At 23.5% G+C, this 20,571-nt stretch carries 22 protein-coding genes, 1 tRNA gene and 1 pseudogene; all 24 read right to left on the bottom strand.

Annotated elements, in window-relative coordinates:
* Positions 1-34: 34 nt before the first annotated feature.
* Positions 35-307, bottom strand: a complete 273-nt coding sequence (locus AACK92_RS02140; protein WP_339021527.1) for a TIGR04561 family membrane protein — start codon at positions 305-307, stop codon at positions 35-37.
* Positions 308-419: 112 nt separating this feature from the next.
* Positions 420-911 carry a hypothetical protein gene (locus AACK92_RS02135; RefSeq protein ID WP_339021526.1) on the bottom strand — a complete coding sequence of 164 codons (492 nt, stop codon included), beginning with the start codon at positions 909-911 and terminating at the stop codon, positions 420-422.
* Positions 912-990: 79 nt separating this feature from the next.
* Positions 991-1,725: an NAD(+) synthase gene (gene nadE, locus AACK92_RS02130; protein ID WP_422397883.1), complete on the bottom strand. Its 735-nt coding sequence runs from the start codon at positions 1,723-1,725 to the stop codon at positions 991-993.
* Entirely contained in the window at positions 1,721-3,013 is a 1,293-nt protein-coding gene (obgE, locus tag AACK92_RS02125; RefSeq protein WP_339021522.1) for a GTPase ObgE, read from the bottom strand. The genes nadE and obgE overlap by 5 nt, the downstream gene beginning before the upstream one ends.
* A gap of 22 nt (positions 3,014-3,035) precedes the next feature.
* Positions 3,036-3,386, bottom strand: coding sequence for a hypothetical protein (locus tag AACK92_RS02120; protein ID WP_339021520.1), 351 nt, complete (start codon positions 3,384-3,386; stop codon positions 3,036-3,038).
* Between the two features lie 15 nt (positions 3,387-3,401).
* Entirely contained in the window at positions 3,402-4,145 is a 744-nt protein-coding gene (locus AACK92_RS02115; protein WP_339021518.1) for a DUF3196 family protein, read from the bottom strand.
* Positions 4,146-4,399: 254 nt separating this feature from the next.
* Positions 4,400-4,795, bottom strand: a complete 396-nt coding sequence (gene rplS / locus AACK92_RS02110) for a 50S ribosomal protein L19 (protein ID WP_422397882.1) — start codon at positions 4,793-4,795, stop codon at positions 4,400-4,402.
* A gap of 8 nt (positions 4,796-4,803) precedes the next feature.
* Positions 4,804-5,535 carry a tRNA (guanosine(37)-N1)-methyltransferase TrmD gene (gene trmD / locus AACK92_RS02105; RefSeq protein WP_422397881.1) on the bottom strand — a complete coding sequence of 244 codons (732 nt, stop codon included), beginning with the start codon at positions 5,533-5,535 and terminating at the stop codon, positions 4,804-4,806.
* Entirely contained in the window at positions 5,535-6,029 is a 495-nt protein-coding gene (gene rimM, locus AACK92_RS02100; protein WP_339021513.1) for a ribosome maturation factor RimM, read from the bottom strand. Before rimM ends, trmD begins: the two co-directional genes overlap by 1 nt.
* Positions 6,022-6,279, bottom strand: a complete 258-nt coding sequence (locus tag AACK92_RS02095) for a hypothetical protein (protein ID WP_339021511.1) — start codon at positions 6,277-6,279, stop codon at positions 6,022-6,024. Before AACK92_RS02095 ends, rimM begins: the two co-directional genes overlap by 8 nt.
* 2 nt (positions 6,280-6,281) lie before the next feature.
* The gene (rpsP, locus tag AACK92_RS02090; RefSeq protein ID WP_339021510.1) at positions 6,282-6,650 is read right to left on the bottom strand and encodes a 30S ribosomal protein S16; all 369 of its coding nucleotides are present in this window, start codon (positions 6,648-6,650) and stop codon (positions 6,282-6,284) included.
* 499 nt (positions 6,651-7,149) lie between these two features.
* Positions 7,150-8,103 (bottom strand): hypothetical protein, encoded by a 954-nt coding sequence (locus AACK92_RS02085; protein ID WP_339021508.1) that lies wholly within the window; start codon positions 8,101-8,103, stop codon positions 7,150-7,152.
* A 29-nt stretch (positions 8,104-8,132) separates the two neighbouring features.
* Positions 8,133-8,438, bottom strand: a complete 306-nt coding sequence (locus AACK92_RS02080; RefSeq protein ID WP_422397880.1) for a GNAT family N-acetyltransferase — start codon at positions 8,436-8,438, stop codon at positions 8,133-8,135.
* Between the two features lie 42 nt (positions 8,439-8,480).
* Positions 8,481-8,900 carry a hypothetical protein gene (locus AACK92_RS02075; protein WP_339021506.1) on the bottom strand — a complete coding sequence of 140 codons (420 nt, stop codon included), beginning with the start codon at positions 8,898-8,900 and terminating at the stop codon, positions 8,481-8,483.
* A gap of 89 nt (positions 8,901-8,989) precedes the next feature.
* Positions 8,990-9,066: transfer RNA gene (locus AACK92_RS02070), tRNA-Arg, on the bottom strand.
* Between the two features lie 52 nt (positions 9,067-9,118).
* Positions 9,119-10,717 carry a hypothetical protein gene (locus tag AACK92_RS02065; RefSeq protein WP_339021504.1) on the bottom strand — a complete coding sequence of 533 codons (1,599 nt, stop codon included), beginning with the start codon at positions 10,715-10,717 and terminating at the stop codon, positions 9,119-9,121.
* A 16-nt stretch (positions 10,718-10,733) separates the two neighbouring features.
* Positions 10,734-12,052 (bottom strand): annotated as a pseudogene (gene trmFO, locus AACK92_RS02060) (methylenetetrahydrofolate--tRNA-(uracil(54)-C(5))-methyltransferase (FADH(2)-oxidizing) TrmFO).
* 82 nt (positions 12,053-12,134) lie between these two features.
* Positions 12,135-12,269 carry a hypothetical protein gene (locus AACK92_RS02050; RefSeq protein ID WP_339021500.1) on the bottom strand — a complete coding sequence of 45 codons (135 nt, stop codon included), beginning with the start codon at positions 12,267-12,269 and terminating at the stop codon, positions 12,135-12,137.
* A gap of 104 nt (positions 12,270-12,373) precedes the next feature.
* Positions 12,374-13,660: an ATP-binding cassette domain-containing protein gene (locus tag AACK92_RS02045; protein WP_339021498.1), complete on the bottom strand. Its 1,287-nt coding sequence runs from the start codon at positions 13,658-13,660 to the stop codon at positions 12,374-12,376.
* Between the two features lie 188 nt (positions 13,661-13,848).
* The gene (locus AACK92_RS02040) at positions 13,849-15,798 is read right to left on the bottom strand and encodes an ABC transporter ATP-binding protein (protein WP_339021495.1); all 1,950 of its coding nucleotides are present in this window, start codon (positions 15,796-15,798) and stop codon (positions 13,849-13,851) included.
* Positions 15,799-16,006: 208 nt separating this feature from the next.
* A complete protein-coding gene (locus tag AACK92_RS02035; protein ID WP_339021493.1) occupies positions 16,007-16,762 on the bottom strand; it encodes a DNA-processing protein DprA in 756 nt (251 codons plus the stop codon).
* Positions 16,762-16,893 carry a hypothetical protein gene (locus AACK92_RS02030; protein ID WP_339021492.1) on the bottom strand — a complete coding sequence of 44 codons (132 nt, stop codon included), beginning with the start codon at positions 16,891-16,893 and terminating at the stop codon, positions 16,762-16,764. Before AACK92_RS02030 ends, AACK92_RS02035 begins: the two co-directional genes overlap by 1 nt.
* A 597-nt stretch (positions 16,894-17,490) precedes the next feature.
* Complete coding sequence (locus tag AACK92_RS02025) at positions 17,491-19,182, bottom strand: dicarboxylate/amino acid:cation symporter (protein ID WP_339021490.1); 1,692 nt, start codon at positions 19,180-19,182, stop codon at positions 17,491-17,493.
* A gap of 18 nt (positions 19,183-19,200) precedes the next feature.
* Positions 19,201-20,532, bottom strand: coding sequence for a CoA-disulfide reductase (locus AACK92_RS02020; protein ID WP_339021488.1), 1,332 nt, complete (start codon positions 20,530-20,532; stop codon positions 19,201-19,203).
* Positions 20,533-20,571: the final 39 nt, after the last annotated feature.

Genomic DNA, 20,571 nt, shown 5'->3' with positions numbered 1-20,571 from the left:
AAAAAAGCCCCCTTTTTTATAAGCTTAAAACGTATTATTTTTTTCTTTCTTTTTGAATTTTTTTAATTTTAGCAATTTCTAATTCAAAATAATTTCTTTGTTCTTCAAATTTTTCAAGTCTTTTAAATTCATCACCTGAAACCTCTTCTTTTTCAAAATAGAATTTTCTATTTTTTCGAAAAAGAATCAACAAATAAATTACTAAAGCTATTGTAGCGATTATAGTAAAAATAATCAAAACAACTGTCAAAGAAAGTTCAAAATCTAATACTTTAAAAAGTGTTCCACTGAATAATAATATTTTCATAAAAATCACCTTTATTTTAGCCCAACTGTAAATTACCCTATCTACAATCATAATTATATTAACATAATATTTAATAAAAAAATCTAAATTTTAATCTAGATTTTTTTATTTTTTAATCTCAGCTTGCTACTAATGCGTCAATAATATCGCTTTTTCACTCTTCAACATCAAGATCATTTACAAAGAAATCTATAAATTCATCTTTTAATGTAATAATTAAATTCATTGAAAAATCATTAATTTCAATATCTAGTTCCTTTAATTTAACTATTATTTCTTCAGGATATTCTGGACTAAATGCTATTGATTGAACACAGTCTTCAGCAAATAACTTAGCATCAGATTCTTCTTGTAAAGATCCCATTAATGCAGAATAAATTTCTTCTTCTCCAATTTCTGTTTCCTTAACTGTTTTTGCTATTTCTTCTAATGATTTTCCATCTAATTTTAAAGCTTCATAATTTTTTTCAATTTCTTCTCCAAATAAAACTATTGCAAAGTATAAACTCATTCCTGCAATTAATTCTTCAAACATTTTATCTGTTGTTTCATCTGGCAAACTATCAATAAATTCACTTATTTTATTTGCTTGTAATTCTGTCATTTTTATTTCTCCTTATTTATTTAATTATCTAACAAAAAAAGATATTAATTGATAAAATTTCTAAATAAACTTATTTATTTTATCTTATATTTTTTGGCATTGGTGCACTTATTCTTTTATGTTCAGAAATTTTATGTAAATAATCAACTCTTTCTTTTACTTCATTATTTACTTGTTTTCCGCTTAAATAATCATCTATTAAATCATAACTAAATCCAATTTCAGATTCATCAGTTTGATTTTCTCATAAACTTGCAGTTGGAGCTCTATTTATAATAGAATCTGGAATTCCTAAAATTTTTGCAGCTTCTCTTACTTCTCTTTTTAAAAGTTTAATTATTGGCAATAAATCCACACCACCATCACCAAATTTTGTGAAATAACCAATGTGTCACTCATCTGCATTATCTGTTCCTAAAACTAAATAATTATGAGTTTGAGCCATTGAATATAGCAAAGACATTCTTAATCTTGCTTTAGTATTAGCAAGTGCTAATTTTGACTGGTTAATTCCTGAATCATTTAACGAATTTGATATACTTTCAAATGGTTTAATTAAATCAACTGTAACATTTTTTAAATCTAACTTTTTAATTAACTCTTCTTTGCATTTTTCATCTAACTCACTTGAATTACAAGGCATTCATAATGTAATATAATCATTTGGAAATGCTTTTTTTGCAAGTGCAGCTACAACTGCAGAGTCAATTCCTCCACTTATTCCAACAATAACGCCCTTTTGATTTGCTTTTTTTACTTCTTCTCTTATTCATTCAACTAAATAGTTTAAATAATCCTTTATTTTCATATTAATCCATTCATTCCAATTCTATATCAAATATTTTAACAATATCACCTTGTTGTGCGCCTTTTTCTCTTAAAATATTATAAACTCCTAATTTTTTTAATTTCTCATTAAATAATAATAAATTATCATAAGTTGAAATAGGAGTTTTTTGATAAATTTTATAAACATATTCTCCATCAATTTTTCATCTACCATTACCAAGATTTTTAACTTGTATATCTTTTAAATCAGATTCAAATGTATAAACTTTATAGTCCTGATCATTTTCTTCTTTAATTTCTCAAAGAGGAATATCTTTGACTTTTTCTAATGTTGAACCAATTTCTAAAAGCAATAGATCAATATTAATTTTATTTAAGCCTGAAATTTCAATAATTTTTTTATTTTTATAATTTTCTTTAAAATATAAAACATTTATTTGAGCTTCATCAATATCCATTTTATTAGCAACTATTATTTCTTCTCTTTTTTCTAAATTATAATTGTATTCAATAAGTTCTTTTCTAATTAATTCATAATTATTTATTACATCTTCTGTTGCATAATTTCCTGACATATCAATTACATGACAAATAATTTTGCATCTTTCAATATGTCTTAAAAATTCATGCCCTAATCCTTTTCCTAAACTTGCTCCTTCAATTAATCCTGGTAAATCAGCTACCGTGAAAGTTCTTCCTTGTTTATCTCTTGAAACTCCTAATTGTGGATTTAAAGTTGTAAAGGGATAATCTTCAACTTGTGGCTTTGAATTTGAAATATTTCTCAATAATGTAGATTTTCCTGCATTTGGCAATCCAACAAAACCAACATCTGCTAAAACTTTTAATTCTGCTTTAATATTTATTTCTTGTCCTGGATCTCCAGCTTCAAAAATTGTTGGTGCCTTATTTCTTGAATTTGCAAATCTTGCATTTCCTCTTCCACATTTTCCACCAAAAGCAACTATTTCTTGTTGACCATCACTTATAAAGTCATGCAATAATTCATTAGTATCTACATTATATATTATAGTTCCCACAGGAACTTTAATATAAATATCTTTACCATTTTTACCGTGCATATTTTTTATATCACCTTTATGACCATCTTCTGCACTATAAAATTTTTGTAATTTTAAATCTAATAGTGAAGATTTTCCTTCATCTGCAATAAAAATAACATCGCCACCTTTGCCACCATCACCACCATTCGGTCCACCATTTGCAACATAAAGTTCATGACGAAAAGAGACAGCTCCATCGCCACCTTTGCCTGATTTAATATTAAAATGTGCTAAATCTACAAATTTCATGAACTTTTCTCCTTAAAAGATATTATTTTTCATCATTGTTAATTGAAATTGAAATCTCTCCATTAATTAATTGATCATTACAGTTATAGCATAAAAACGTTGGAATACCAATTGAAGCATTATAATCATCTAATTTTTGTCAAGCTTCAACTTGAGGTTCTATCATTTCATTTAAATCATCATCATTAATTTCTGGATTTTCCTCTAATATTTCTTGTGCAACTTGTCCCAAAGTTTTAGGCGCTTTTTCATCAATAAAATCAATTTCATCAATTCCACAAACTGAACAAGTTATTCCAAATAACTGCATCATAACATTTTTTGGATCTTCATATTTTATAAAATCTTCTTCTGTAAAAGTTGTTTTTTTCATAATATTTTTCCTCTTTTAAATAATTTCATTCAACTCATTTAATAATAACATTGTATTTTCTTTATTAAAATTTAATTCTAATTCTAATTTTTTATTTCATTCTAAACCAAGTGAATTTGATGATTTCATAATTATAGCCATAGCCAAATCATTTAAAGTATTATCATCAAAATTAAATATAGGAAAAACATGGTAAAAATAAGTATTTGCAACATTTTCACAAATATTAAATAAACTGGGATTACTATAATATACAACTTGTTCTATTTTTAACTCTAAATCTTTAAAAATTTCTTGTGTTTTTAATAAATCATACTTTAATGGATTTATTAAAATACTTTGATTATTTTTTTGCACAATTAAATCTTCATCTATTGCTTGTTCAATTAAAACTAATATTAAAAAACTTTTATACTCTGAATTAATTTCTGGATTTTGTAAATACTCTTTTATTTCCTTAATTATAAGTCTTGCATTCAAACCTCTAAGAGCATCAAAAGCTATTAATTGAACATCCTGATTAAGTTTTTTAGACATAGCTTCTAAAACTTTATCAATATTTCAATTAAATGAATTATTTTTATTTGAATTTATTTTTTCTATTAATCTAATTTCTATTTTTTGAAGTTTTTCTAAAAAATCTTGAGGTACATATGGTGCATCTAATTCTTCTGAAATTAATTTTAAAGCTTCTTGCAAATTATTTTGTTCTTCAGATTCTAAAACTTTTTGCAATATTTCATCATAGTAATTTTTCATACTTCACCTCTTAATATCTTATATTTTACCTTTTTTAATTCACCTTTACATTAAATAAAGCTGAAACTATTTTTAAGTTTATTCAATTTTTGATTACTATTTAATAATAAATTTTTAATTTTAAATATATATAAGTACTTCACAATTAAAATATAGAGAAAAACTAAAAAAACAAAATATTTAAAAAATATCTGTAACTAAAAAATTATAGCATATAAGTTTTTTCATTATATATAAAAAAAATAAGCTTCTGCTTATTTTTTAACTGCTTTTTTCATTGAATTAGTATCTTTTGATTTATTATTAATAACTTCTTTAATACGTGCTGCTTTACCTGATAATTTTCTAATATAGTAAATTCTTGCTCTTCTTACACGTCCACATTTAATAATTTCAATTGACTCAATAATTGGTGAATGAACTGGAAATGTTCTTTCAACAAAAACACCATTTGAGTTTTTTCTTACACATACTGAGTATGAAATTCCACTTCCTTGATTTTTAATAACTACACCTTCAAAAGCTTGAATACGATACTTTTCTCCCTCTTTAATTTTTACATTAACTTTAATAGTATCTCCTGATGTAAAATTTGGAATATTATTATTTAATTGTTCATCAATTAAAGCTTTTGTATTTTTTGTTAACATATTCATATTTAATTTTCTCCTTTCATTTTTGTTAATTTTTCAATAAATTCTAAATCTGTTTTTGATAACTTACTTTTCTCTAAAAGATCTGGTCTTTTAATTAAAGTATTTTTTAATCTACCTTCTTGACGAAATTTTTCAATATTTGCATGATGTCCACTAGTTAGAACTTCGGGAACAATTTTTCCTTTAAAATTAATTGGTTTAGTATAAACTGGATGATCCAATAAATTATTTTCAAAACTATCATTTAGATGAGAATCTTTTGCAATAACTCCATCAATCAATCTTGTTATTGAATCTAAAATTGCTATACTTGGAATTTCTCCACCTGTTAAAACATAATCTCCAATTGATAATTCTAAATCTACATATTCTAAAATTCTTTCATCAAAACCTTCATAATGTCCACAAATTAATATTATGTGTTCTTTAGTTAAAGCATACTCTCTTGCAAGATTTTTATTTCAGGTTTTTCCCTGAGGACTTGTTAAAATAACTAAACTATTTTCTTTTTTGCAACTTTCAATTGCATTTACAACGGGTTCAACCATTAGAACCATACCTTTACCTCCACCAAATTGATAATCATCAACTTGATTGTGCTTAAAATTTGTATGATCTCTGATATTAATAATTTCAACTTCAATACTATTTTTTTCAATAGCTTTTTTAATAATTGACTCTGAAATATATGAATTAATTAAATTTGAAAATAAAGTAATAATTGAAAATTTAATTATAATAAAACCTCAATTTCTTTTAAATATATTTCTTTGTTCATTACATCAACTTTTTGAAGATAAAAATCAACACAAGGAATCCAAAATTCATTAGTTTTAGTTTTTAATTTAATTAAATCTTGTGCTCCATTGAACATTTCATCAATAACTTTTCCATAAAGTTGACCATTGTAAAAACATTGAAAATTTATATAACTAAATGCTTCTTCAACAAATTCAGAATCTTTTTTAACATAAACTATATTATTTATTAATTTCTGAGCACTATCAATATTTGTTATATTTTCAAGAGCTATTATATGTTTTTTATTTAAGAAATAAGATTTCTTAACTTCAAATACATCTAAATTTTTTAAACTATTTTCTAAAAAAAATTGCTTATTTTCAAAATTACCAGTAAGAATAAAATTATTTTCTAATTTGAACTTAATTTCTCCTTTTAAACCATGAGTTCCAACAATTTTTCCTATTTTTTTTAGATTATTAAACATATGATTCTAATACCTCTAAATCTATAACTATTTTTTTTAAAAAAGTTGATGCTTGAGAATTGCAGATATTAGTAACTGATTCAATAAGATTTAGTTTTTTATCTTTAAAAAGAATAAAATCTTTTTTCTCAATTACTAATATAAATTCATATTTTTGATCAGTTTCATATTTTTCTTTAAAAACATATTTAATTTCAGATGGAATAATATTTTTTAAAAATTCTTCTAATGTTTTAAAAACATTTTTCATAATTATTCTGCAGAAACTTCTTTTTTATTTGCTGGTTTTTTAGCTGAAGTTGTTGATTTTTTAGCTACAGGCTTTTTAGAAATTTTTTCTTTTTTAGGTTGCGTGTTTTTACTTGCTAATTTAGCATTGTGTAAATCAGTCATAACACCTTCTTTTGAAAGAATATTTCTTACAGTATCTGTTGGTTGTGCACCTTGTTGTAATCATTTTAATGCTATTTCTTTTTGAACATTTACTTCGCCATTAATTGGATTATAAGTTCCAATTAATTCTATATATTCTCCATCACGTTTAACACGAGCATCAGAAGCAACAATTCTATAAAATGCTGCTCTTTTTTTACCAGATCTTTTTAATCTTAATTTAACCATGTTTCCTCCTTTTTTCTATTTAATAACATTAATAATAATAAACTAAAAAATAAGTATGTCAAGTTAAATTACTTAACATACTTATTTTAAACATTCCTCATGAGCATAAAATATTACCCTATTAGAAAAAATATCTTCTTCTTCAAAATATTTATATAATTCCTTTTCATCAATTTTTAATTTACATTTATAACAAACTTTAGTATGTATACTTCTTTTCATAACGTTTTAATATTAAAGTCTTTATTGACTTTATGCTAAATGATTTTATTTAATATAAAATTTTAGTCTTATAAAAATATTTTTAAGTTTTAATTATTTTGAGAAAAATTTATTTCATATACCTGTGAAAACTCAAAATAATACTAATATAGCAAAATTTATTATATATAAACTATTATTATCACTTTTAATTGACATTATATTTATAGTTAAAGTAGTTATAAATATAATTAAAGGTACTATAAAAGTTTCAATAGAACTTTTTCAGTTAAATTTACTATTTTCTAACAACTCTAAAAGACCACCAAAAACATATGTTAATAACATTCAAAATAATATTTGCAAATATTATTATAATTATTAAATAGTAAACAAATAAATGAGTTCAATAAATATTTATATTAATTTTTCTTGAAGATAAAAATATTGAAAGATTGTAATGAATCATAGCAATTAAAAGCAATGAAACAATAAAAACTACAAATACATAGTTGTTAAAAGTCACTTTATTTATGTACATTCCAATTCCTACAAAAGAAAAAATTACAATATTAATCATAAATGATATAAAAAGTGAATTTTTAAATTTGGAAATATATAAACTAGAGATTTTTCATCTACTTGATTTGCTATTATCTAGATTATTTAAAGCTAAATTATATTTAATTGAATCTCAACTACTATTTGTAAAATAAGATTCAGACATTTTTATTTCCATCATTCCTTTTTGATTTTTAAGAATTCTTTCTCTTTCTAATTTAAAATTAGTATTAATATTTTCTAAAATTACTTCAACAGAATTAGCATATACAGAAATATCTTTTTCCATTAAAAGTGCATTTGCTAAAACTTCCATAAAATTTGAAATATAAATAGGTTTATAACTTATTGTTTTAAAGTGTTTTAAAGCTTTTTTTGCTTCTAAAGCATCATTATGATTAATAATTTTTTTTAAACTTTCAATATAAGTTATTGTATTTTCAAACTCAAATAATATATTATTTCTTAAATTTTTTCTATAATTTTTCAAATTGACAAATCTAGAAAATAATAGATTTTTAATAGCTGCATAAATTACAGTAAAAATCATACCCAATAAAATTAATTTAAAAGGATCAAATAATTGAAACATTAAATCTGTTTTATCAAAACTATTTACTCATGCATTATAAAAATAATACATAAAAAATAACAAACATATAAATACCAATTGTATACTAAATTTTTTCATTTCTTCATTCCTAACTTTTCTTTAATAAACTAATATTTGAATTGAAATTGTTCAATTCAAAATTTTTTTTCTTTAAAACCTAGTTTTTTATAAATATTAAAAGCCTTTTCACTTGCAAATAAATAAAGTTCATTTTGATTTTTTTCTAAAACTCAATTTATAAGAGCTTTCATTAAAAATGTTGCAATACCTTTCCCCTTTGTAGTTTCACTAATTGCAATATCATCAATAATTGTACATTTATTATCCAAATTTATTAAATGACCTGTTCCAACAATTTTATTGTTATGTTTAACAATAAATAATTCACTTATTTGCTTATATTCATCAAAAATTCCATAAAATTTATTAGAATCACTTACTTCATCACTAAATACTTACGTTATTATTTTTATAAATGAGTCTAATTCTTTTATATCATCTAATTTTAAGAAATGAGTATTTTCAATTTCATAATTACTAAATTTTTTAACTTTATTTAAATTTAGTGACATAAATTTATAACTACCCTTAAATTTAATATCTTCTAATATTTCTTTATTATAAGCTTTCTCAGTAAAATTAATTAAATATTTTGGTTTATATTTTTTTATTTCCTCTGAAAAATTACTTTTATAATTTCAATTACTTGTAATCATTGCATTTGAATGGTTATCACACTCTAATATTTCAAAATCATTTAATTTTATTCTATTAAAATGATTATAAACTGGATCTACAAAATAACTTAAGTAGGTCGTTGCTATTAAATTATATTTATCATTATTTGAAATTTTCTGATTATATTTTAATTTCATAATATATGCTCCTGATTTTTTCTATTCACTATTATATTACAAAATTATAAAAAAAATACTAGTTCGTAAACTAGTATATATTTTCTTAATGGCGCCCACGAGAAGATTCGAACTTCTGACCCTACGCTTAGAAGGCGCATGCTCTATCCTACTGAGCTACGTGGGCAAAATAAGACAAAATAATAATAGCAAATTTTTTTAACTAATACTATTTATTTTTAATCTTTTTTTCATCTTAGTAATTTTAAAGGCAACTCCAAATTAGAAATATATTTTTTTGATTTAAGTAAATTTATTTCCAGTAATTTTTCATATTCAAAACACATTAATTTAAAATTTGAGTATAATTTTTCAATAACTTCATGTGTTTGAACTGTATGATCAAGAGGATGAGGTCCCATTAAAATTATTATATTTTTAAACAATTCAAATAAATCATAATTCATGTTAAATGCTGTTTTACTTTCAACACCAAGCATTAAGCTCATAATTTTTCCTATTTTATAAAAACAAGCTTTATTATAAAAATCATCAATATTTGTATATTTTAATTCTAAAATTTCATTAATATCATCCTCTGTAATTAAAAAATCTGATACTAATAAATTATCAACATCTAAATTTCTTTTAAATTTACCTTCTTTTAATTCTTCAAATAAATTAAGAACATCTACAAATAATTTTTTATTTGGCAATATTCTAGAATCAATTAAATTAGGTAAATATTCATGAATTAATAATACTAACCTTAATTTTGCAAGAACAGTATATATAATTTCTGAAGTTCTTATTAAAGTATCTTTATTATAATTTACAAATCTTTCACCTTTTGTTTCAATATATGGTATTAAAACTTCTACATTTATATTTTGATTTGCAAAAGGTGATAATACTTTTATTTTTGAATTTTTAAAATTTCTTTTAAGTTCATTTTTACTTTTAAATACTTTATCTTCAAAAATAAATAAAGGTAAATAATTTTTAACTTGATCAAATAATTCTTCACCATCATCAAGCATTGTAACTGCACTAATTTCATCTTTCATTAATATTGTTGTTAATTTTGTTAATTGAAATAAAGCTTTAAATCTTTCTTTTAAATCAAAATTATCTCATTTTGATGAGGAAAAATTACTTAAAAATAACAATCACTCTTCATCATTTTTAATTAATTCATATGTTTCAGTTAAATAATCTAATTCTTTTGCTTGTCATTCTCTTCCTAAATTAAATTTTCTTAAAAGAACTTCTTTTTTATAACATTTTTCAATTCTTTGATATAGACCTTGTTTTTCTTGTATAACAATTAAACTTAATGTAAAGAAAAATGGATAAAGCATTGAAGTTTTTGTTTTTCCATCATCTGATTTATGGTTTATATCATATTCGTAATTTATTGTACATTCTCTTATATATGCTTGAGCCAAATTTTTTCACATATCATAAGTTCTAAAACAATATTCATTTATATAAGGAAGCAATAAATCTGAAATTATTTCTTCACATAAATGATATATTTCAATATCTTTTAAATTAGCTTTTTTAGGCTTATCTTTTACAAATCTATACCTAGTTTTATAAATTTCATCATATCTTTCTAAAATATATTCAGTATAGGAGTTGCTTTCCTCTAAAGGTATTTCATCTAAAACAATTCCTCTATAAAGAGAATATTGAATAACTCCTAAATAAACTACTGGATATAAATTATAGATAAGTTCTTTTTGAGTAGTAATATAATATTTTAACTGAGCATTTTCTTGAACTAAATTATGCAATCCAAATCAAAAAATGCTTTGCTTATCAATTTCTTTCATTTTTACCTTTCATCTATTAAAATAGAGTTTTAATAAACTGTTTCATTGAATTTATTGCTCTATTTGAATAAAATTCCTTCTTTTGTTCTTTTTTAATTTTAAACTTAATTTCTAAATTTTCAACAATACTTCAATTTGCTTTCATTGGTTGAAAATTTTTTGAATTAGTTGAAATTATATAATTTTGTAATGCTCCCATTACAGTATCTTTTGGAAATTTTTTAAGTTCTTTTCTTTCAATCATTCTTGCTATATTGATTGCTGCAATTATTCCTGAAGAAGTTGATTCAACATAACCTTCAACTCCTGTTATTTGTCCAACAAAAAAAATATTTGGATTTAATTTTAATTGATTAAACTCATTTAAAAGTTTTGGTGAATTAATAAAATTATTTTGATGCATAACACCATATCTTATAAAATCAGCTTTTTCTAATCCCGGAATTAATCTAAACACTCTTTTTTGTTCAGCTCATGTTAAATTTGTTTGAAAACCAACAAAATTATATAAATTATCAGCTGCATTATCTTGTCTTAATTGAACAACTGCAAAATTATTGCTTCCATCTAAATTTCTAAGTCCCGCAGGTTTTAATGGACCATAAGTTAATGTATCAAAACCTCTTTTTGCCATAACTTCAACAGGTATACAACCTTCAAAATATTTTAAATTTTTTTCTGACTCTAAATGAACTGGAGCTAATTGAGCATTTATAAGTTCATTGTAAAATAACTCATATTGTTCTCTATTCATAGGGCAATTTATATAATCTTGTGTTTCACCCTTTTCATATCTATTTTTTCTAAAAGCAATATTCATATCAATAGAGTCTTTTGTAATAATTGGTGCAACAGCATCAAAAAAATAAAAATAATCTTCACCAATTAATGAAGCAATCTCAACTTGTAAATTCTCACTTGTTAAAGGTCCTGATGCAATTAAAGTTATTTCATTTTTATTAATTTTTGTATATTCCTTTTCAATGACTTCAATATTATTATCATTTTTTATTGCATCAGTAATATACTTTGAAAATTTATCTCTATCAACTGCTAAACTTCCACCAGCTGGAATTTGACTAAATTCTGCTGCTTTTATTATTAATGAGTCAAACATTCTCATTTCCTCTTTAAGAGTACCTACAGCATTTTTTAAATCTGTAGATCTTAAAGTATTTGAACAAACTAATTCTGCAAAATAATTCAATTTTTGAACAGGATTCCTTTCAATAGTTTTTTTTCATATAATTTTACTTTTATATTTCTTTTTGATAATTGATAAGCTACTTCACAACCTGAAAGACCTGCTCCAATAATATTAACTATTTTTTCCATTTATAAATTATAACAAAAAATAAATATAAAAAAATAAATAAAAAGTGCTAACTTCATTTTAATTTTAAAAACTTATTTTATATTATGATTCTCATTTAAGTTTAAATGAAGCTTCTAATGTAAATGCAGTAACTATAGAAAGAGAAACTCCAAGATAGATTCCTGTAGTTAAATTAAAAACAAATCTACCTGCTCAAGCACTTATAAATGGGTCCATAGAATATTTAAATAAGTAACATATTTTAAAGCACTACTTGCCATAATTAAATCAATTGGAATAAATGTTCCACTTAAAAATATTATTAACATATAAAGAACATTTTAAACAGCAATATAAGTTGTTGTTGATTTAAATATAGTAGCAAATAACATTCCTAATGATACTGATTGAACTATAGTTAATAGTAAAAAAGGTAAAGATTGACCAAATTGATATGGCAAAGCAACATTTGCTCATCCAAATTCATTACCAAACATTATTCCTGCTCAAAGCAATGTTCATAAAAAACCAATTATCATAAAAAATATTCCCATAGTAACAACATTTAATATAAAAAATATTGGTTTTATATTTGTAGCTCCTATCCTTTTCATAAGAACACTATTTTTAAATTCCAAAATAGTTTGAGGAACTATAAAAATACCAACAGATATTATTTGCATAAGCGATAAAGAACCTATTGAATTATGCAATAAAATTCATTTATTTTGACCCTCAGCTACAGGCATTAATTTAGATACAATTCCCTGTAAAAATAATAAAATTAATGGAAAGAAAAATAAGAAAAAATGAACTGCAAAACCTTTGTAATAATATTTCAATAATAATTTTATTAAAGGTATATTTTTACCTTTATTTTTTTCACTATTTATTATTTTATCAAGTTTATTTTTATTTTTTATATTATTATGATGATCTGATACAGATTTTATATCCATAGCTTTTTGTTCTTTAAATTTTTTTCATGTAAAATTATGAACTGATCCATATTTTTCTACTAAATCTTTTACAAAACCTCTTTCTTTAATTATTCCATTGTCAATATAAATATATTTTTCACAAAGTTCTTCAATTTCATTCATCATATGTGTGACTAAAATCATTGCTTTATTTTTATTTATAACATTTTCTTTAATTACATCAAAAATTTCACTTCTAACTTCAATATCAAGACCAGTTGAAATTTCATCAAATATAACCAAATCAGAATTATGAATTAAACTTAAAAGAATATTTACTCTTTGTTGTTGTCCTCTACTTAATTTTTCTATAAATTTCTTTTTAAAATTATCTATTTGAAATTTTTTTAAAATCTCATTTAATTTTTCTTCTATCATTGGAATATTAAAAGTTTCTAAATAATACTTAATCATATCCAAAACTGTTATACCAATTGGATATTTTGATTCTTGAAATTGTAAACCAATAGTCATATTTTCTTGTTTAGTAACTTTCCCTGTTGTTGGTTTTCTAATTCCACCAATAATTTCACTTAATGTAGATTTACCCCCACTATTAGGACCAATTATACCAATTCTATCTCCTGGATTAATAATTAAACTAACATCATCTAGGGTTTTTTTTATTCTTATAAACTTTTGATACATTTACAATTTCAACTAAAGCTCTAGTTTCATCAATTTGTAATTTTTTTTTATCTTTTATCATTATATTCATACTTTCTATACTTTAAAGTTATCTACTTTTTATAATATACTAAAAAAATTTTAGAAAAAATATAAAAAAAAATTAAAAATATTTTAATAATAAAAAAGAACTTTAATAGTTCTTTTTTTTAACCCATGAGACCTGCATCATATAGTTTTTTAAAATGTCCTTCTTTATTTTTTAGTTCACTAAAAGTTCCCACCTGAGCAATACCTTTTTCTGGTGCCAAGACAATAATTTGATCAACATTTTTAATAGTACTTAATCTATGTGCGATAGTAACAGTTGTTCTACCTTTCATTAAGCTATCTAATTTTGATTGAATTTCTTTTTCTACAATGTTGTCTAAAGCGCTTGTTGCTTCATCTAAAATTAATAATTGTGGATCTTTTAAAAACATTCTTGCAATAACAAGTCTTTGCTTTTGACCTCCTGATAACATAAACCCTCTTTCACCAAGAATTGTTTTATATCCTTCTGGTCATGTCATAACCAAATCATGTAATTCAGCTAATTTAGCAGCTTCAATTGCTTCTTCATCAGTTGCATCAAATCTTCCATATTTAATGTTATCTAAAACATCTCCAAATAGAATTTGTGGCTCTTGTTCAACATAACCAACTTTATCTAAATAACTTCCTAAATTCAAATCTTTTAAATCATATTTTTCATTTATTAAAACACTACCTTTGTATGGATCATAAAATCTTAATAAAAGTTTTGCAATTGTTGATTTACCTGCTCCAGTTTCTCCAACAAATGCATATGATTTACCATGTTCAAATTTAAATGAAAATTTAGGAATAATTAATTTTTCTGGTTTTTCAGGATATCTAAATTCAACATCTTTAAAAATAATATCTTTATCAATATTTTCAATATGAATTCCTTCACTAGGATCATAGTGAGGATCAATTCTTGATTTTGCTTCAAGAATTTCTGCTATTCTAACAGCAGAAGTTGAAGCCATTATCAATCCAGCTTGTAATCTGGCAACTTGCATAATTGGACCAACCATTGTTCCAACTGATGAAATAAACGCTGTTAAAACTATTGAAAGTATTCCAGGTTCATTGTGTCATTTTATAGCTGCAGCTATAACAATAATCATTTGAATTGAACTGACCCCTGCAACTAAAACAGTAACAACTATTGATTGTAATTTTATTAAACTACTTGATTTTTTAAAATAATCTTTATGAATTTCTTTAAATCTTTCAGTTTCATAATTTTCTGTTCCTGAAGCTTTAATTAATCTAACTGTAGAAATTCTATCAGTCACATCTCCATTAATATTTGTAATTGAATCTCTTGTTTTTAAAGCAGCTTTTTTTACAACTCCAAATGTAGAAAAAATTGAAGTAACTATAATTGCCATAGTAACTATTACAACTATTGTTAAGTAAATATTAATTGTAAACATCATAATTAATGCTCCAAAGAATGTAAATGCAGCACTCATCATTGTTACTGGTATTTGTTGTGCTTGATCTCCTATAATTTGTGTATCAGATACAATTTTTGTTAAAATTTCACCAATTTTTTTATCTGAATAATAACTCATATCTTGTTTAACTAATTTTTCAAGTGCTTTATTTCTTAATTGAATTTCAATATTTTTACCCATAATTCCTGCAAGGAAATTTGAAGCAAATGTAAATATTGCCAATGATGCAAATAAACCTATTTGAACATAAATTCAATCTTGTCAACGTAAATTGAAACCAAAAAGAATTGTTGTAAAGAAGTAATTGCCTGGCTCACCATGAACAGTTACTAATAAAGTATTTCTATTATCATGAATCTTATTAAGTAAGGCTTGAATTGATGAAATATCTGCTGTTTGTCAATCATCTCCAAGACCAGTTGGAGCTGTTAAAACAGTCATAATATTTTCAATTATTTTAGGACTTAATACACTAGTAATCGATGAAGCCAAAGTAAGTAATACTAAAAATATTCCAATAACTGGATGTTTTTTTATGTAATGCCAAATAATTGCAAAAAATGATTTACCACTTCTCTTTATTTTCATTTCAGGCTTAATATCTTTATTTTCAATTTTTATTTTAGCCATTTTAATTTTTCACCTTTTTTTCTTTTAAATATCTTAAAAAATTATACATTAAAAAAAACAAAAAAAAGAGATATAAAATATCTCTCTAATTAACATTATTCTTATCATTTGTGTGTCGGGAATAAAATGATTAGTTAATTTATACTTAGTTTTTTAGGCTATCGCCCTACAAGCGTGATATATCTACCACAAATTCATTATATCACTATTAAATTTCATTTAATATATCTTTTGCATTTTCTATTAATTTTGATCCATTTTTTATTAATTTATTAGTTCCCTCTTTAGAAAAAAGAGCATTTGGTATTGCAAAAATATCTTTTCCTTCATTTACTGCGAAATTAAATAGTTTATTTATTGGATCACTATTCTTAAATTGAATAAAAACAATTCCTTTGGAAACTCCACAAAGCATCCTATTAGAATACTCGATTAATTTACTATTCATTGAATAGTTTGATTCATATACTTCTGTAATTATTAAAAAATTACTTTTTTCTGGTAAATCAATAGTTCTTTTAAGATAATCTTTCATACTTTCTTCAATTATTTTAATTACTTTATATTGATTTTTAAAAGAATTATTTAAAACTTCATTATTAACTCCAATATTTTCAATAGTTGAAAATATTATATTTTCCAAATCTAAGTCTTGCATAAAAAACTCAATATTTTTAATACAATATTCATCAACTTCTTGACCTCCAACAATCGCAATAGTTTTATGATATTTTGAAAGTAATGAAATATCTCCTTTATAAAATATTACAAAAGGTGGTTTATGAGTATTTTTTAAATAATTTGGATATAAAGGACTTAATATTGTAATAAAGTCACTTTCGATTTTATTTTTAATTTCTTCTAAATCCTTATGAATTATTTTTTCTTTAGTATCTAAAGCATGATAAATTTTATCTCAATCACCATTATATTTTAATGAAAAGTATAATAAAACATTTTCCATTAATTTAAATGTATCACTTTGTTTGCAACTAATTCATTTCCATAATTGTTATTTTCAGTATTTCCAAATGAAACCAATCTTCCCTCAATACCAATATATGATTGATCAAAATACTCATATTCTTCACCCAATACATTAGATCAAACTTTTACATTAATAAAATCATCAATTAATTCTCCTGACTTAGTTTTATAATTTCTTGGTACTCTTAAAATAAATTTATATAGTTTTTTTACTCCATCTTTTTAATTAAAAACAACTTGAGGATTTCCCTCTATTTGTCCTATAATAGTCACATTATTCATTTTTTTATTCCTCACATATATTAATATCGTTAATAGTTTTAAAAAAATAAAAAAATAATTACTTTTCAGTAATTATTTTTTTATAGAAAATTTAAATAATTTTAATTCTTTAACATTATCTGCAAATAACATTAATTTTAATGTTACCTCTGCTTTTATTTTAATTTTATTATTAACTTACTTATAACTAATATATTTAGTACTATCAAATTGAACTTTGAAATTTATTAATTCAAAATAATTCTTTATAAACTTATTTATATTTAGTAATTTCAAAATTAATAATTTTGTATATGAATTTTTAGGTGTTAATGCTAAAAAATCTTTATTTTTGAACTATTATTAGTATCATCATCTAATTAAAATATTTTATTATTTATATCTTCAACTTTTTAATTTTAAATTTTAAAAATAATTTCATCATTATTTTTTAACTTCTTTAGATTTATTTTTTTCTTCTTTTAATGATTTTATTTTTAATTTATATTTTTCTTGTTGTTCTTTAATATCTTCTTTTAATTTAGTATAAATTTTGTTTTTATTTTCAGAAGATAATTCCTTATTTTTGACTTCTTTTGAGGCACTAGATCTAATAGAATTAATTGATTGGATATAATCATCTTTTGCTTTATGCTTTGCAAGAATTTGTGTTTGTAATATTAAACCTTTTTCATTTAAAAGTTCAGAGTCTTTCTCTATTAATCCTTCAGATTTAGCTACAATCGTTGCTGTTGCAACTCCTCCAATTACATTTGCTCCAGTTCTTCCCATATCAAATAATCCATCTAAAGGTGCAATAATTGCAAGAACGCTTCCTGCAAAACCTCCAAAGCCCATTCCTCCAAGAACTCCAACTGTAACAACAGTAGCAGTTCCAGGAACTCCTGCAATTCCAAGTGAAGCAATAATAGTTACAAATAAAGCGATAATAAAGAATGTAAATAATCCCATTCCTTGTACTAATCCATTTGTATCACTAGTTCATAAAATACTTGTTGCTAGTCCAGATTGTACACCAGCACAAGCTATTAGCCCCATTGTTGTTGAAATTGGTTGTATAGTGTTTGCTGCTTTTCAATTAATTTTCATATCTTCTGTTAAAGTTTCCATTGTAATTGGCAATGAAGCATTTGAAGATTGCGTTGAAAATCCTTGAACTAAAGGTCTTCATGCTTTTTTTCATCAAACTCCTAATTTTACTCCACTTAAAAAAACTTCTAAACTCAATAGTCCAAGAGCAATAACTACTCCTAAATACCCAACTCCAATTACTTTACCTATTGTAACTAATGAACCAATTGGTCTTGAAGTAATTGAAACACTAATCATAGACATTACAGCTAATGGCATTATTTTCATAAATGTCATTAAAACTGACATCATTACATCTCATCCAGTATTAATAGCTTTTCTAATAGCTTCCATTTCAACTTGTTTTCTTTTTGATAAAATTTTTACACTTCCACCAGCTAAAGCACCTACAACCATTACAGGAATAATTGAATTTTTAGCTAATGCTCCAATAATATTATCTGGAATATACTGTCAAATAATTTGAGGCAACGGTACATTATCTCTTCCAGACACTGAATTGTCTGAAGGTAAATTAAATCCTTGCCCTACTTTTAATAACATTCCAATAAAAAATGTTATTGTAAACATTACAGCAACATTAAATAATAATAAAATAATTCCTTTTGCTGTAATTCTTCCCAATCCTGTTTCACCAGGTTTAGAAGTAATTTTAAAAATTGCTATAAATACAATAGGTACAGTTAATAAATAAACTCCATTAATAAATATATTTTTAAAGAATGATGCTCAAATATTTATTTCATATATTCAATATAGTTCACTTGAAGGTTTTGAAATTTCTTCAAATGAATTTGAATCTGGAAAACCTATAATAGATTGTAAAATTATACCAAATAATAAACCAATTCCCATACCTAAAATAACTCTGTACATAAAAGCAAATTTATATTTTTTTAAAAAGAATCACAAACCTACTTGTAATGAAATAAACAACGTTATTGATACAAGTGATTGTCATGTACTAATTGCCAAAAAATCTCTTAGTAAGTTGTGTCCTTGATCTTCAACCAAGAATAACATTTTAATTTCCCCCTTTTTTTATTTGTTTAATTTTGATAAAGCAATGTGAATAATATCCACACTTCTTGAAAATGGTGGTGCATATGGCAAATCAATTTGCTCTAAAGCACTATTTACTTTAGCTTTTTGCCAAATTAAAACTGCTAAAGCATAAATTCTTAAAATAGAATTATTACTTCCTGCCATTTGAGCTCCTATAATTTCTTTTGTATCGCCATTTATAATTAATTTCAGATATAAATCTTTTTGATTTGGTGTGTAATTTGTATGATCTTTATCTTTAATGAATACTGATTTAACATTTATTTTATTTGCTATTGCCATTTGTTCAGTTAAACCTGTTCTTGCAATTTCAAGATCAAATATTCTCAACATTGCACTTTGAATTGAACCAAAATATTGATTTTCTTTTCCAGAAATATTATCTGCAATAACTTTTGCAAATTTACTTGCAACAGTTGCTAATGGTGAATAAATTTCTTGATTATTAACAAAATTTTTAGAAATAGCACAATCTCCTGAAGAATAAACATTAGCAATATTTGTTTCACCTTTTGTATTTATAATTATTGCTCCTCTTTCATTCATTTTTAACTCACTATTTTTTAAAAATTCTGTGTTAGGTTGAAATCCTACAGAAAGTAGAACTGCATCAACTTTTATTTCTTTACCACTTTTTAGTAAAATAGAATTAACTTTATTATTTTTTAGTTTAATCTCTACTAATTGTTCTCCAAATAAATTATTAATATTTTTTTCTTCCAATTTTTCTTGAATTAAATTAGATATTTCTTCATCAAAAGTTCTTTTCATAACTTTTGTTTCCATTTCCAATAAAAATATCTCTTTTTTTAATTCATAAAAAGTTTCTGTCATTTCTAAACCAATAAAACCAGCTCCGATAATAGCAACTTTTTTAATGCTTTTATCATTATTCATTTTTTCTTTTAACAATACTCCATCTTCTAATGTTGTAAGAGTAAAGACATTTTCTCCTTCGACACCTTTAATATTTGGCACTATAGGTTTTGCTCCAACTGCTATGACTAAATTGTCATAGTTTTCAAATTCATTATTGAAAAAAACTTTTTTATCTTTAAAGTCTATACTTTCCACTTTTGAATTTGAAATTACTTTAATACCTTGTTTTTCAAATTGTTCTTTTGTTCTCGCAATTAAATTATTTTTATCTTCAAAATTATTTGCTACAAAATATGGAAGACCACACGCTCCAAGAGATACATAATCTTTGTCTTGTATAACTGTTATTTCACAAGTTTGATCGTTTCTTTTTAACCTAGCAGCTACACCCATTCCAGTTGCACTGCCTCCAATAATTATTGTTCTCATTTTTACTCCTTAATTTGATTTACAAAAAATATACTGCCA

It is taken from the genome of Spiroplasma endosymbiont of Atherix ibis (assembly GCF_964020005.1).
GTDB lineage: Bacteria > Bacillota_I > Bacilli_A > Mycoplasmatales > Mycoplasmataceae > Spiroplasma_A.
The sequence above is the reverse complement of the archived record's forward strand: the minus strand, read 5'-3'. Positions and strand labels throughout refer to the sequence as shown.